The organism is Parabacteroides sp. merdae-related_45_40 (genome assembly GCF_001915675.1).
Genome location: NZ_MNQY01000139.1, coordinates 1 through 15,756, shown reverse-complemented (window position 1 = coordinate 15,756; position 15,756 = coordinate 1). Strand labels below are relative to the sequence as shown.

The window sequence follows — 15,756 nt, the reverse complement described above, 5'->3', positions numbered from 1 at the left end:
TTTCCCATATCATGAAACTGTCATGTCATCTCGAAAACATTCCCGCCCCGCCGGTCCAAAGCCGTGCCGGAAGAATGCAGGAAGGCTGTCTGCCGGTACCGTACCATTTTCACGGGGTCCCGACATTTCCGGAGCTTGTCATGAGAAACTCTCATACTTGCAATACGATCTTCCATTTTCCTCTTGACATATTGACATAACATCATGATGGAATGTCAATAGCAGGAACTGTCGGAGCGCCGACATGGGGATATTCCGGTGACCGGGCATGACACCGTTTTTATATCCCGTTACAAAAGTATGGCAGATGCCGCCAAATCCGGCTTTGGTGACATCAGATGTCACCAGATGTCCGGATACTAACAGATAACCAAGCGGTTATACTTCTCTTTAAAAGCGGGCATTGAAACAAAATTTGATCAGAAAAAAACTCTTTTTGTGTAAACGTTGCATGGCAATCCGAATTTATGAGGATTCTCTGTTCAAGCGAACAGAGCAAGTTGTGTCCTTGTCCGACAAAAGGGCGGGAGAATCCGCTCCAAAGTCGCGGATTCTAGAAGAAAAAAGTACAAACCAAAAATCTCATGTGTATGGAGAAAACAACAGGGATAAGGACGGGTAGAAAGCCCCAAAAAGATCCGGTAGACAAAAGTACAGTTTCCGACTGAATGCCGAAAAGAACATAGGAAATCCGTTTGATCGTAGATTTGTTCCGTGACCGAATATAAAAAGCCGATATCCTGCAAGATTGACTTGTTATGAGATATCGGCTTGAAAAAGAATGTATTTTATGAAAAAAGTCACCAATAATCCCATTCCAGTTTGTCTGTGTGGAACTGGAATAGGCATGAGAAGATCCATACACTTTTTCCGGAACAGCCTATTTCCCATTATCCACTATAATAGCAATATCATGAGATCCGGGAGATAAATAAGAAGACAACTCATATTGTTGGGCTGTAGAAATATTACTATTAGTTCCAACCTCTTTCCCATCAATCCAAACGGTCGTTGGCTTAGTCCGTTCCATTATCAAACGGATACATGTACCTCTCCACTCCTCCGGTATACATACAGTCTTGTGTACAGTGCTATTTCTTCAAACACATACTCTTTAGAAAGAGCTGTAGTCTGCACCGTATCTGTATTATAAATACCCTTTCTTTCATAACCGGTAGTACATGGCAGGAATAAAGAATCGGGACAACCAACCAGAAATAATCCCTGTTGCTGCTGTATCCAACTGTACCCCACAATTCCCGCTTAAAAGTATCCGATTTCAAGAATCAGAGCGAAATTGTTGAGTACAAGCTAATAGAAATCCAATAATTGACAATAAGACAATATGTTTAATCAAACACTTCATTCTTTTAGAGTTTCCAATTACATATTTTATGATACATATTTCACCCAAGTCAATCCTCAATGATCAGGCGAAGCCCCACATTATTGACACGCTGCCAGGGCAGATAAACACGGCGGGCAGTTGCTGTAGCATCTTTCGGACGGTCTATCCATGAACCGCCACGGGCCACGACCTGACGGGTATCAGCTGTCGCCTGGGCTTTTTCACTGTAAGGATAAGGAGCATACAGTGAACGAGTCCATTCCTGCAGGTTACCATGCATGTTGATCAGCCCGAACGGGTTCGGCCTGTAGTTATATTCATCGGACGGTATCATCATACCGTCATTGACCGTCTCAACTTTCGGCAGATAATTGTAATACGGGAACCAGGGATTATCCTTTGCCATCGGCTGCGGATCGATACCTGTTACCGCCATTTTTTCCAACTGGACATCCGCTAGGTTTTCATACGAGCCAAAGTTGGCATCCATCGCACCATACCAAAACGGCTGGTCGCTACCACCACGACAGGCCCACTCCCACTGCACTTCTGTCGGAAGCGTCACCTTCAATCCGGTCTTTTCCGAAAGTATATCGCAATACTTCATAGCTTCTTCATAGCTGACACGGATAACCGGCTGGTTCGGTTTATTGGCCGGATAACCGGGAGTTGTATGATCCTTCCAGAACTGTGCATAGATACGACTGTCATGCTCCGGAACCAACGCATTATACTGTTCGTTGGTCAACTCTTTTTCCGACATCCAGAAACCCTTTTTTACTTCGGCCTTGAATGCAGGGGCTTGATCCGGATAAGCATCATTCGTTCCCATTACAAACTTGCCTGCCGGTACACGTACGAAAGTGATCTTTACACCATCAGCCACTTCCACATCTTTCCGAAGTCCTGTTTCCTTTGATAACAGATTCTGAATATCTTCAGCCGTCAACGGCCATCTTTTCATCTTTACCGCTTTATGTTTTGCCGAAGTCACCTTTTCCGGCATTGCCGGACAGATTTCTCCTTTACCTTTCAGATAAGAAGCATAATCGGCCAACTCTTTACGCCAATCCACACCGGCATTGCCATATTTATCAGCCAGCTCCTTACGACGTGTATATTGGTCGTAACCATTCAACAGATCTGCATCGAATGTACCACGGCCCGGTGCATTCATATCAATCCACATAACCAGATGCTCCCATTCGTTGTCGGTCAGCTTCACATTATGATGTCCACGTTCCAACATACGAACAATCTCACTGGTAGAAGCATGGTACTCATACGGGCTCATGACATACATATCCGCTTCCGGCCCTTGGCGGTTCACATACGGATGGAAAGCCAGATAACTCTTCTGGAAATAACGTGTACCGCTCCAGTCGGTAATACCTACGGATGTCGTATCCTTGAAGTTCGGACGTTCCGGTTTGCTTCCATCGTGGCAAGCCACACAAGCACGATCAAGAATGGGTTGAATCTCATAAGCGAAAGTATAAGGGCGAACGCCGCCTTCCGCTATTTTCAATTCATGAGGTTGACGGGTAGAAGCCTGCACGCGTTTCGGAACAGGAATGGTATTCTGGTCTTCATGGCAACCGACACACGAAACGACTTCGCCCGGCATACCGGTCAGCCAGCTACGCATCCATTGTACGGCACGTCCGTTTTTATCCAACGGTTGCAAAGAAACAGGTGTATTGGCTGGAATCTTAAAGATAGCAGAGCCGTCTTTCTCCACAGGAACTGTACCCAGCAAACGCTTGATATCCCATCCTGCCTGGATACCGTGGTTATAATGATCGGATAATGTCCGGCGATACGCATACTCGTATGCATACACACGGAACGACTTGATCTCTCCACGCGGAACGCCTCTTAAGCCTTCGCCTTCATAGACATCCTGGATAAAGACAGTCGCTTCCTTTTCATTCGGTTTGATACGATCTGGGATTGCCGGAGGTATAGGAGTACTTTTCACCGGAACAGAATAGATCATACCGGCATCGTCGGCATTAGCAACCAATGTTAGGTTATCATAAATATCCACCAGGTAAATTCCCCAACGACTGTACGGAGACAGTTTGGCTGTTACCAAGAAAGTTTCGTCCGTCAGCGGATACGGTTTAATAAACTGCGGCCATACGCCGTTCACCAGTTCATCTTTTACTTCCGGAATGATCGGACGACCACGGAAAGGCAATTCCTGAATCATTCCTTTTTCTTCCTTACGGCTCTTTGCCGGATCAAAAATCATCAGACGACCGGAACGGGCCACTCCATGATGACCGGAGATAACTCCGACGAAACGGTTGGTATGCTTCGGTAACGGCTGCACATCGAAAATACTGTTCGGAAACATGGAACCGCTACCATACAGCGACTTCTGTTCGGTTCCGTCCGGATTCATGTGCATCACGATACGAGAGAAATAATGTGTCAGGTCGGTATACTCCCAACGGACATACATTACTTTTCCGTTTGCCATCACTACCGGATGCCAATTCGCATCCTGATCGAAAGTCAGACGGCGCAGGTAACCGTTACTGGGGTCATACAGAACCATATTACCAACCGCATCACTACCGTTTACACAAGGTACGCCTTGATAACCGATATTGGAGATCGCCAGCATACGTCCGTCAGGCAGATAGGTTCCATCGAAGAACTCCAGATCCGGTTCCGGGATATTGGTAACCTGCTTAGCCTCTCCGTTGTTGATATCCAATTCATGTACCTGCCATCTCCTTGTCGTATCCAAAGCGGTAAACATCAAACGTTTTCCGTCCCAGTTCAATACCAAGTCGGTAACGGAAGAACCGTCCACAGCCGGTTTATAAAGTACTTTCTCGCTCAATTCGCCACTTTGCAAGCCCGACAATTCAACCAGTTGAGCCTTAAAGTTCTTACGGCTGGCAGAACTTAGGTTCGACCAGTTGTTCGGCTGAATCCCCAGACTGCCCGCTCCAACGAAATTAGCTCTTTCGCCCAGATCGAACTTAACCGTCAACATTTTGTCGACATTCACATCCGGACTCATCAGCATCAACTTTCGTTTTAAAGTCAATGTTTTATTTGCCTTGTCGATAGCCTGAGCATCTCCGGTATAAATACCATCAAAACCACCAGCCAGCAACGACTTCAATTCACCGAAACGTTTATCCGCCAATACTGCATCAAATCCAGAACTTTTTTTCATGATACCTAAAGCCTCCTGAATAGCTTCCGGCTTCATCCATTCCAGTTCAGCCTGTATCTCCAAAACAGACAGTAAGCGGACTGTCAGATCTTTATATGCTGCCATCCGTTTGGATAGACTCGACTGAACAGCAGCCTTGTCCAGTTCGGTCTGAAAATAAGAGTCGTTCTTTAACTCTTTCATCATAGCAACCAGTTCCTTTTGGGTCCTGTCAAGCTGTTCAGAGGTAACTTCCTCCTTTATCTCACAACTGGGTTGTGCGGATAATGTACCTCCACTCAACAAACTGAAGGTCACACATCCTGTAATCAATAACTTCTTCCACATAGATGTTTATTTAATAACAAATTCGTCCATCGCTTTCCCATCCAGATACTCTTCATCCTGCGAAGCATACAGACCATCCATGATATAATCCACCTGCGGGAATGCAGCCAGTATTTTACGGATAAGTGTTGCTTTATCGGATTTATATATCGGAGCATTGGTATTCCACAATTGATCATGAATATCCTTTTCCGGTGCAGAAATGAGGATTTCTTTGATCTCCATCTGCTTCAGACGATTCAAATCGGCATCCAGACTGACCTCGTTATTCAACAGCAACGACAGGGCCGGAGCTAATGTAAAGTTCGGGCGGTTCACCTCCCCGACCAGTTTCTGAAGCCCCTCTATCGTATCAGGCGTACGGCCGACAGACTGTCTCAGCAACAAACGGATATTTTTCTTTGCCGCATAATCAGATAATACCTGGAAGGATTCTTTCAGCGAAGCATAAAACTGTTCCATCGTATAATTATTTTCGATGGTCCGCTGGGTAGAAATCAACAATTCGTCAGCACCTAGTATTTCCATCTTATCGATAACTCCTTTCATCGCCTCCATACTCTTCTGATAGAAAGGAGGATCATTATTTACAATTCTCAAATCCGGATACAGGTTCAGCCCCGAAGTCAGGTCGACCGTCATTTTCAGTTTCTGCCGTCCCAGCCAGCCGGCCTCCTGTTTCAAAGTCTCTTTTTCCCGGTTATGCAGATAACGCCAGTCGATCACGACACGGTCATAATGTTCGAAGAATGTCGGGCGTGAAAGGATTTCTTCCTTTACATCCTGGATATTACGCAGTACAAGCGCCCGTCCGATCGTATTCGCTACTGGAGTACTTTCCGGCATAACTGTCACGTCTGCCTTATTATCCAGGCAGACGCGGAAAATACGGACATTTCCACCAGCTATCGTATGGGCTGTGTTTTTACCAAACGATGTGTTCAGCATCACCTTAGGTGCATAGCCTACTGCCTGCATCTCCGAGCAATCGGTCGGTAATTCTTTGATATAAACTATTTTTCCCGCCTTTGTTCCGATCGAAAACTCTTTCGGTTCCCAAGACTCATTGGAGATCAGAACCGTATATTCGCCGTTTCCTCTCGTACAGGTCACAAGACTTAACTCCGGATTGGTTTCAAACAGTTGCACAGAAGTAAAAATATCTTCCATCAGTGCTTTCGTATGGTTCAGTATTGGATAAGGTTTATCCAACGGCTTTTCTTCCATCACCTTTACAGGCAATTCACATTGCGGTTGCTCTGTAACGCCATACGGAGAAGCGAGAACTGTCACTTTCCCTTTGCCTGCATTCAATTCGATGGCAGCCGGAATTTCATTACTTTTTTGCAATACAGTAGCGGAAGCCGGATAGATTAATTCGGCTAATGTGTAAGGAGCACGCTCCTTGAATGACTCACCTTTATATGTAATCGGTGCAGTACATACCTTTGTCTTTTCTCCGGTACGGATACCGGCTATTCCATCCGGCATGTTCTTCAATGAACCAGCCGTAATGACCAGATGACCACCAGCGTGTATATAGGCATTCAGTTTATCATTAATCTCCTGCCCCGGATGCAGTTCATCGGCAATGACCAATACCGGATATTGTTTCAATACCCACAGCGGGGCATCACTCATCAGACAGTCAGCAATATCTCCGTAAGGGTTCGGAGTGATAAACCCTCTTTCATCTTTATAATAGGAAGCATCCTGATAACCCGGATACAAAACATCAAGCATTCCGTCCGTCAGATAATCCGGCAACTCATACGGCAGATTCCCCCATACTTTATAAGCCTGTCTGGAATATAGATGACGCGGGAAAGACCAGCCGGAAAAGAAATCGGTCATCAATGCTACCGGTGTGTACATCACACCCGGATCACCGTATTTATCTACCCATTTAACCGCACTCTGCTGTATCTTTCCGATGGGACTCAGCTTCTTATCATCTATCCGCATGGACCCTTCAAAACCGACAGCCACACAATCGTACATCAAATGAGTATAGATCAACCGTTTCAGCAATCCGAGAGAGGTTCCCTTCAGCGGACCTCCGCTATTGTAATCATTATCGATACCTTCCGCATTCGAATCGTACGATTTCCATCCCCAACGATTCCATACGGAAGCATTTCCGAACCAGTTTACACCATACTGTTTCCCGGCTCCACGGATAAATGAATAATAGATCTGTGAGTTAGGCAAACCCTGCGCCGTTTCAGCTCCGATCAGGGTATAAACGCCTTCTTTCAGAAAATAATGTCCGAAGTTCAGAGAAACAAGCGTCGCCATTTTGTTTCCCAACTGATCGCCCATTTCCTGAAAATGACGCTGGAAATTAAAATATTGTTGTTTGCGGTCTGCCCCTAAAGGATACATACGGGGAGCAAAACTACCGACATAACGCCCATCCTGTTCACCGTTATCCATGCCCAGCCAATGGTCGCCCAGTTCTTTCTCGAAAAGATCGAGTACGCCGTCCGGGATAACGAACTGGGTCCAGTACCCACCAGGACCAGAACCGGGAATATATCCCCAAAGGTCGAACAGATACAGGTTTCTTCTCTTTATCTCGGCAACGACCTCTTTCAGATTATCCTGAAAAACCAGCGGATAGGAAACCCACAGGATATCCCCTAGTTTATCTTTCACCACCCATTGATCGAGCTTTTGCTTGTAATCTCCGGAGAGATCACGAAGGGCTATAAACTGAATTTTGTTATTAAAGAAAGAGGCATCCGGCGATTTCACATGATGACGTTGATAATCGGGATGATGGGACGGGGGCATTTGATAGGGATACAGCTTAATACTGTTCTGTGCAAACGGTCGGTCAGGATACAACAATCCCAACGAAACAATAAGTATAAAAATCTTTTTCATAAATATTTATTATTGTTGTTACATTAACATAAAGACAACTGATAAACCGATTATCTTTTATCACAACAAAGTTTTGTTTACTTTTTGCAAATCAGCATCTTTTCGTCCATAAAAAAGTTTATAAACGAAATAAATATATATATTTTCAAATATAGATCTATAAAACTGTTCAAATCAGATTAATCCAAAGAAGTCGATAAGTATTCTTTTAGAACCAAACGAAGTTGCGCTAACGCCTTCTTCTGATACAGTTTTACAGTATTAATAGAAATACCCATTTCTTCCGAAATCTCGGCATAGGTCAAATTTTTATATCGGCTCAGTTCAAAAACCCTTTTATACTGGGAAGGTAGTTCTTTCACTGCTTTATCAACCCGCTCTATCAACTCCCTAGAAAGAACGTAATCGAGGGGAGATTCATCCAGAGAAAACAAAGTACTCCTTTCTACAACAGTATCATCCAACTCCACATATTCAGGTTGATTTTGCCTAAGGTATGACAAGCACGCATTATGAACAGCCCTGACTAAATAAGCCCTGACGGAAGTAATAACCAATGTCTCTCTGTTTTCCCATAACCAGCGAAATACATCACCGACAACCTCCTCTATTATATATTTTTCCGTGATGTAAGAACGTGCCTCATAACAAAGAAAAACATAGTACTTTTTGAATAAAAGCTCAAAAGTTTTATGATTTCCCTTCTTCAAGTCTAAAATCTCACCAACGACAGCCATTCTCCCTGATTAAATGCATTCCCTTATTAATGCATATATATGTATTTCAGTTTTTTAATTAAGCCTCAATACCATTTGCCAAATAAAAATGACTAGAAAAAACGTTCCTTTTTTTTAGTCATTTTTTCAGTCTTGTTCATTCAAATAGATATTGCCACTAAAAGTACTAAAAATGTGAAAGATAAATCCTTTTCTAAGCCCAAAAAAATAACAACTCCGAGAAAATAAAAATGACTAAAAAAAAGGAACGTTTTTTTTAGTCATTTCTTTTTAATGGCTAAAACTTTAATTATCAAAGAAAATACCAGGAAAATCAACTAAAAAAACCTCCCTGGTATTCCTTTTTTTAAACTACATTATTAAATATAATTCGGATCTTGAACCAGAACACCACCAGCTTTATCAATTTCACTCTGTGGCAATGGGAAATAATAGAATGCAGGCTTAAAGACCTTTATATAAGTGGGTAGTGCAGGATCAGCTGCACCATTCACTAATTTTTCCATTAATTTCCAACGTTTTAGTTGAAAGTAACGATGGCCTTCAAATACAAATTCTACACGCCATTCATTACGAATGCGTTCACGCATCTGCTCTTTAGTCAAACCGGTAGGTAACTCAGGTTGACCGGAACGAACACGGATCTGATTAACCGCATCATATACTTTCTGAGTCGGTCCGTTTACTTCATTTTCTGCTTCAGCAATCATCATCAACACCTCGGCATAACGTAAAATAATTACATCCGCATCAGATATAGTCGAATAACTCGGCATTTCTTTTGTCGGCTGAATCAACTTCATCATTCCAAATCCTGTTTGCATCTGATTGGTAATTGTTACCGGCTCTCCATCTTGTCCATCTATCGAGAAATCAGCTACACCACTATGGCAAACCGTTTCATACAAACGACGATCGCGATTTTGGAACAATTTAGTCCTTTCAGCTTTATTAGCATCTCCTAATTCTCCGGTAGCCAGTAAAGATTCATCGACTGGGACAGTCAACGGAGATTCACCCCATTTCAGACCATCTGTACACTCAAATGCATCTACTAAATCACGAGTCACACCGCAAGTAGTCCATGCTGCATAATACAAGTCCATACTATGGGTTATATTCGGTGCCAAATAACGAACGGAGAACATAATCTCAGGAGAAGACAGCTGCTTGGAAGATATAAAGTTATCACGCATCCGATCCGCCAAACTATACCCATTGATTGATTCCAACAAAGAAACAATATCCCCCATTTTAGAAGGATCTGCATTTCCTTTATCATCGTAGGCTTCAGCCAACATGAGACGAGCCTTAAGTGCTTTCAAAGCACCCGGAGAGAAATATCCGGACATTTGGGCATCAGAATAAGGTTTATCCGGCAAAGCAGCTATGGCTCCGTCAAAATCATTCATTATCTGAGCATAAATATCAGCACGTGAAGCTTTTGCCTGATACATGTTATCCATTGTCAAAGACTCTGTAACCAAAGGAACTTCCCGATAACACTGGTACAACCAGGAATAAAAATATCCTCTCAATGCTTTCGCTTGCGCAAGCATAAAAGATTTCTCATCAGCAGACATATCAGTTCCTTGATAAGCTTCCAAATTTTCCATCAATAAATGAACACGAGCTATACCTTGGTAACAATGCTTATACATGTAAGTCACATACCCGGAAGTATTCGGATCTAAATCACCTAAAGCAATCGTCTTAGTCTTTCCGTATGTATCCTCGTCATGCTGGCAAATGGAGTTGTCAGTAAGATTATCAAAACAAGCCACAATTTGCGACATGACTCCCGGCCATTCATATACCATAGAAAAACTTCCTGCCAATGCAGATTGAAAATCACTCTTTTTCTGCCAAAAAATAGACTGTGAAGGTGAAGAAGGGGGATCTTTCTGTAAAAAATCACTACAAGAAGTAGTAGAACTCACTAACAAAGCCGAAGCCAATATAATATTTACTATTTTTTTCATTGCATTCTACTTTTAAAATTCAACATTCAAACCAAATGAACAAATTCTATTCTGTGGATAAACAGCAGCACGTCCATCACCTTCACGCTCCGGATCCAACCCATAGAATTTCGTAAACGTCAATAAGTTATCCCCTGAGAAATAAACTCTTACTCTCGACATCTTTACTTTATCCGTAACAGATTTAGGCAAAGTATAACCGAACGTCAAATTCTTCAAACGGAAATAAGAAGCATTCTGCAACATATAAGTGTTTGGTCTGGTATTCTTATTACCGCCCAAATTATCAAAATACAGACGCGGATGTTCAGCATTATACGGATTTTCTTCCGTCCACATGCCTTCTATATATTCACGTGTCGGAGCAGATCCCTGACGGAACGGATAAATTCCCCACTCGTTTGTATACCATTTCTTACCCGAAACACCTTGTCCCTGCAAAGACAGGTCGAAGCCTTTCCAGTTTGCTCCTAGATTGACAGAATATTCAAATCCGGGGAAACGTCCTGAAATAGGTACACGGTCATTGTTGTCAATCACGCCGTTATTATCCTGATCCTTATATTTCAAGTCGCCAGGCAATGTGTTGTCATTAAACTGTTTCGGTGAATTTTTTACTTCATCTTCCGTTGCAAAAATACCGATGCACTCCAGCATATAGTATTCATTATAAGGAAGTCCTTCTCTTCTCAGTTTATATCCATCTATTTCTTCCGCACCAAACTTAGTCAATTTGTTCCTTGAACGGTCAAAATAAACACCGGCATTGTATTGCAAACCTTTGAAGACACCGTCTGTAATCATGTTATTATAATTGAAAGCAATTTCAAAACCTTTGTTTTCAACTTCTCCGCTATTAACAGTCGGAGCTTCCAAACCTAAAATGTTTGAAACCTGAGATTTACGTAAAATGTCTGAAGTCACCTTCTTATACCAGTCAAATGTTACATTCAGTCCATTAAACACCTGCAAATCGAAACCAACATCAGTTATAGTCGTAGTTTCCCATTTGATATCACGGTTTGCATATGCTTTCTGCTGATAACCTACCGTTTCTGTTTTCTTATCAAACGGATAGTTAGAAACACCGGCAATCATTGCCTGATAAGGATACAGACCAATGTTCTGGTTACCCAACTGTCCCCAAGAAGCACGGATCTTGGCATTATTCAACCAATTCAGATTCAAATCTTTTATAAAATCTTCTTCGGTAATACGCCAACCGGCAGAGAATGATGGGAAGATACCCCAACGATTTTCTGAAGAAATACGGGACGTACCGTCATAACGCATATTTGCTTCAAACAAATAACGTTCTTTAAAATTATAGTTCAAACGGGCAAAAACAGACTGAATAGCCCATTCTTCCAATTTACCTTCATTAGACCAGTTCGCATTAGATCCCGCATCAATCACCGGCAGATCGAACGCATACTCTTTTCTGAAAGCTCTTACCGTTTCATACTTTTCAGACTCCTGGCTATAACCAGCCATGATATTGAAATTATGATACAGGTTCGGAGTTGTGAAATCATATTTCAGATAGGTATACAAATTTGTATAAAAACGCCGCTGGTCTTCTACCGTCAAGCCGTTTGCTCCTCTATCCAGATAACCTGTTTGTTCACCTGTATGATAGTCATAAATAGGGACATCAGAACCTCCCCATTCCTTCCATTTGTTAGATTGCAAACGAACGGCACCTTTCGTGTACCAGCTCAGTCCTTTGGCCAATTTAATATCCAACCACAATTGCGCATTTATATCGAAATCCTGATAATTCTTATTCGTACCCGTACCTATGATAGCCGGCATATTCTTATTGTGAGATTCGAATGAATAAGCAGAATTTGTCCAACGGGTAACTCCTGACCCATCGTCCGGCAACCAAGGCATATAAGTCGGAGCTTGCGACATCGTCGAAAGTAAAACGTCACTTTGTCCCTGACGAGGTTCATCCCGATCACCATACATCAAATTGGTGTAGGTACCGATCTTGATAAAATCCGTAATTTGTGAAGTCAAATCGACAGTTGCATTGTACTTTTGGTAATCGAAACCTTTCAACGTACCTGGCTGGTCTACAAAATTCAAAGCCACATTATACGTAGTCCTTCCTGCATTACCGGCGATCGACAAATTATGGTTTTGGACAACAGCCGGATTAAACATATAATCCAACCAGTCAAAATTAGGATACTGTACGCTACCACCACCATTCCGGTAAGCATTGATCTGTTCCTGCGTATAACGCTCTCCAGCACCGGAATTCGCTTTGGCAAGATTATACAGTTCCATATATTCGGCAGAATTAGTCACCAAATCATACATACGGGTCGGATTATAAATCGCCACATTACCATGATAAGCAATATGCGCTTTGCCATCCCCTTCTGCCCCTTGTTTCGTTGTAACTAGGATCACACCATTGGCAGCACGCGCACCATAGATAGCGGCTGAAGCAGCATCCTTCAATACTGAAACACTTTCAATCATACTCGGGTCCAGGTTAGAAATACTGCCCGGAACACCATTTACCAATACTAGCGGATCGGAACCGGCATCCGAGAAAGTACCCTGGCCACGCACACGGAAAGTGGTTGCTTCAGCACCCGGTGCACCCAAACCCTGGTTAACACGCAAACCCGGAACTTGTCCCTGCAACATGGTTGCCGCATTCGTAACCGGACGTTTCGTCATTTCTTCACCGGTTACAGCCGTTACCGCACCAGTCAAGTTCAATTTCTTCTGTGTACCGAAACCGACCACAACCACCTCATCCAATGCCTGTGAATCTTCTTTCAGGATAACAGATATAACAGATTTATTCCTCACAGAGATACTTTGTTCGATATAACCGATATAAGAAATCTTTAATGTCGCTCCATCAGGCACATCCAACGCAAAATTACCATCCGCATCCGTCACTGTACCGATTGTCGTTCCTTCAACTACCACATTCGCACCGATAATCGGTTCATTATTGGCATCCAGCACACGGCCTGTAATTTGCTTAACCTGCTGCATCACAGCATTCGATCCCACCTGTCCGGCACGGGTAATCACCACATGACGATCATTGATTTCGTATCGGACATTACGTCCGTTGAACAATACCGCCAATACTTCATTGATTGTCTTATTATCCAGGGATACAGACACTTTTTCATCCAAATTCAAGTCTTTCACATCCAGACTGAATGAAAATTCGCTTTGGCTCTTGATGGATTCAATAGCCTCACGGATCGTGGCATTTTTAAGATTTAAGGAAAGCATATGTTCAGTTGCATAAGTACTCGCACTAAGCGAAAGCGTTCCGGCAACAAGAAATACACCTGCTAAGTTCACCAAACGTCCTGCCCTTACAGACAGCAAGTCCTGAACAGATTTTCTAAATGTTTTTTTCATACTTCACTTGTTTAAGATTTAACTTTTAATCACTTCATTTTTTGGGGCTTATGAATTTTTCCACCCATGGTTACAATTACTTTCTCCTCATTCACATCTTCTTTTTAGTTTGACTTATATTAATTGAAAATTCGAATCTCTTCCGATTTTATCTCATACCGGAATTTATTACCGGATGACAATATCTCCAGGACCTTCTCTACCGATACATTTTCCTGAAAATCAGAATAGTAGACTATCTGCTTCAGCTTATCACTTTCTATCCGGATCGGTATGTTATAAAGACGTTTCAGTTCTTTGGCTATTTCTTCCAGCGGAACTTTATCAAAGGTCATTGCTCCATTGCGCCAGTTATCTATATGGCTGGCATCCACTGAATCCACCTGCATGCTCAGGTCTGCTTTCCTGAGGGTAAACCTCTGATTGGGTTTCAACTCGACCGGAGCGGCATCGATCAAAAAATCTCCGACTTTCACCGCGCCCTCTTTGAGGGTTACTTTCAACTCTGAGTCTTCTTCATAGGATTTTAGATTGAATTTTGTACCAAGTACCTTTACAGACAATTTCCCCGTACTCACCACAAATGGTAATTCCTTATTCTTGCTTACTTCAAAATAACCTTCACCTGTCAGTTCCACTTTTCTCGAAGCCTTGGCAAAGTTTGAATCATACTTTACCTTACTCCCAGCATTCAGCCAGACAATGGAACCATCCGGAAATGTAATTTTAGATTTTGCTCCGTCCGGAACCTCAACCACATATTCCCTATATTCTTCCACAACTTCTGAAACTCTCCCTTCCGACTGCCACAAAAAGAATAAGGAAGAAATTCCGCATATTAAAAGAATGATAGCGACAACCGAAAACCTCAACGTACAACGATAGAAATCGATTCGATTTACCTGTTTTGCTTTCTTATTAAATCGATTGATAGCACCTGTCACATCGAATTCTTCCGCATTCGATATCACACCGGTCACTTTCCATATGGCAACCTGGGCTTGGAAATAGTATCTGTTCTCCGGCTTTTCTTTGATCCACTGTCGCAAAACAGTATGCCCTTCAGCCCCCAGAGATCCATTCAGAAACGATTGTATATAATTATCTATTTGATTCATTTGCTCCAATTAAAAACATCTGAGTATCGACACTCATTTAATAAAGGCGCAAAAAAGAAGAGGGAGGGTATATGATTGGGAATATTTAGTTAATAAATAGTTTCCCTCAAAGGGATTAAAAATAAACAAGATCTTCTAAAGCATAAAAATAAGGAAATACATTAGTAAATACGAAGTCATATATATTCAACTCTTTCGAAATTTTTTTTGTGAAGTACTAACTCTTGTTCTACCTTCTCTGAATATATATTTATTTTAAACAAATAAACTCAAACAGGCTCTAAGTTTAAAAAAATATATAGTGAATAATGGTTGTATTATATTAAACAATATGAAAATACTCCTGTTATTGTCGCTGATTAGTACAATGTGTTCTTGTCTACATAAGAATGCCGACGAGGGAATCTGGAAAAATCTGCCAGATAAAGCGACCATCGCCAATACAAATAAGGATAAATATAAGGATTCGTTTCTCGTGGATAGCTTGGGTAAGACAATATATCCAAATTATTATACGGGATCTTATGTTAATACCACATATGAATTGGTCATAGGGATTGTAGGGGATACATCCGTATATCGAGATGAGATAAGAAAAATACTCGGTAATAATTTGTTCTTGATTACCGAGTGCGAGTATTCATATAATCATTTATTGTCTAAATCAATAGTTCGTTAAAAATTCGCCAAGCCTAAGCGGCTCTGGCAGTAAATAAAATGAGTTCTTTGAAAAGTTTGTCAATAACTT

8 protein-coding genes are annotated in these 15,756 nt (G+C 42.1%); 1 reads left to right on the top strand and 7 read right to left on the bottom strand.

What is annotated here, in order from left to right:
* Positions 1 to 20: 20 nt before the first annotated feature.
* From BHV83_RS20250 to BHV83_RS20220, 7 genes are all read right to left on the bottom strand, one after another.
* Complete coding sequence (locus BHV83_RS20250; protein ID WP_155144335.1) at positions 21 to 176, bottom strand: hypothetical protein; 156 nt, start codon at positions 174 to 176, stop codon at positions 21 to 23.
* A 1,239-nt stretch (positions 177 to 1,415) separates the two neighbouring features.
* Positions 1,416 to 4,874, bottom strand: a complete 3,459-nt coding sequence (locus BHV83_RS20245) for an SUMF1/EgtB/PvdO family nonheme iron enzyme (protein WP_122206275.1) — start codon at positions 4,872 to 4,874, stop codon at positions 1,416 to 1,418.
* A gap of 6 nt (positions 4,875 to 4,880) precedes the next feature.
* On the bottom strand, positions 4,881 to 7,763 hold the full coding sequence (locus tag BHV83_RS20240; RefSeq protein ID WP_122206274.1) for an IolE/MocC family protein: 2,883 nt from the start codon (positions 7,761 to 7,763) through the stop codon (positions 4,881 to 4,883).
* Between the two features lie 179 nt (positions 7,764 to 7,942).
* Positions 7,943 to 8,500 (bottom strand): RNA polymerase sigma-70 factor, encoded by a 558-nt coding sequence (locus tag BHV83_RS20235; RefSeq protein WP_005645480.1) that lies wholly within the window; start codon positions 8,498 to 8,500, stop codon positions 7,943 to 7,945.
* Positions 8,501 to 8,859: 359 nt separating this feature from the next.
* Positions 8,860 to 10,482: a RagB/SusD family nutrient uptake outer membrane protein gene (locus tag BHV83_RS20230; RefSeq protein WP_122206273.1), complete on the bottom strand. Its 1,623-nt coding sequence runs from the start codon at positions 10,480 to 10,482 to the stop codon at positions 8,860 to 8,862.
* A 12-nt stretch (positions 10,483 to 10,494) separates the two neighbouring features.
* A complete protein-coding gene (locus BHV83_RS20225) occupies positions 10,495 to 13,890 on the bottom strand; it encodes a TonB-dependent receptor (protein WP_122206272.1) in 3,396 nt (1,131 codons plus the stop codon).
* Between the two features lie 119 nt (positions 13,891 to 14,009).
* Positions 14,010 to 15,008, bottom strand: a complete 999-nt coding sequence (locus BHV83_RS20220; protein ID WP_122206271.1) for a FecR family protein — start codon at positions 15,006 to 15,008, stop codon at positions 14,010 to 14,012.
* Positions 15,009 to 15,339: 331 nt separating this feature from the next.
* On the opposite strand from BHV83_RS20220, the gene BHV83_RS21865 reads away from it, so the two are divergent.
* The gene (locus tag BHV83_RS21865) at positions 15,340 to 15,687 is read left to right on the top strand and encodes a hypothetical protein (RefSeq protein ID WP_005645476.1); all 348 of its coding nucleotides are present in this window, start codon (positions 15,340 to 15,342) and stop codon (positions 15,685 to 15,687) included.
* Positions 15,688 to 15,756 lie beyond the last annotated feature (69 nt).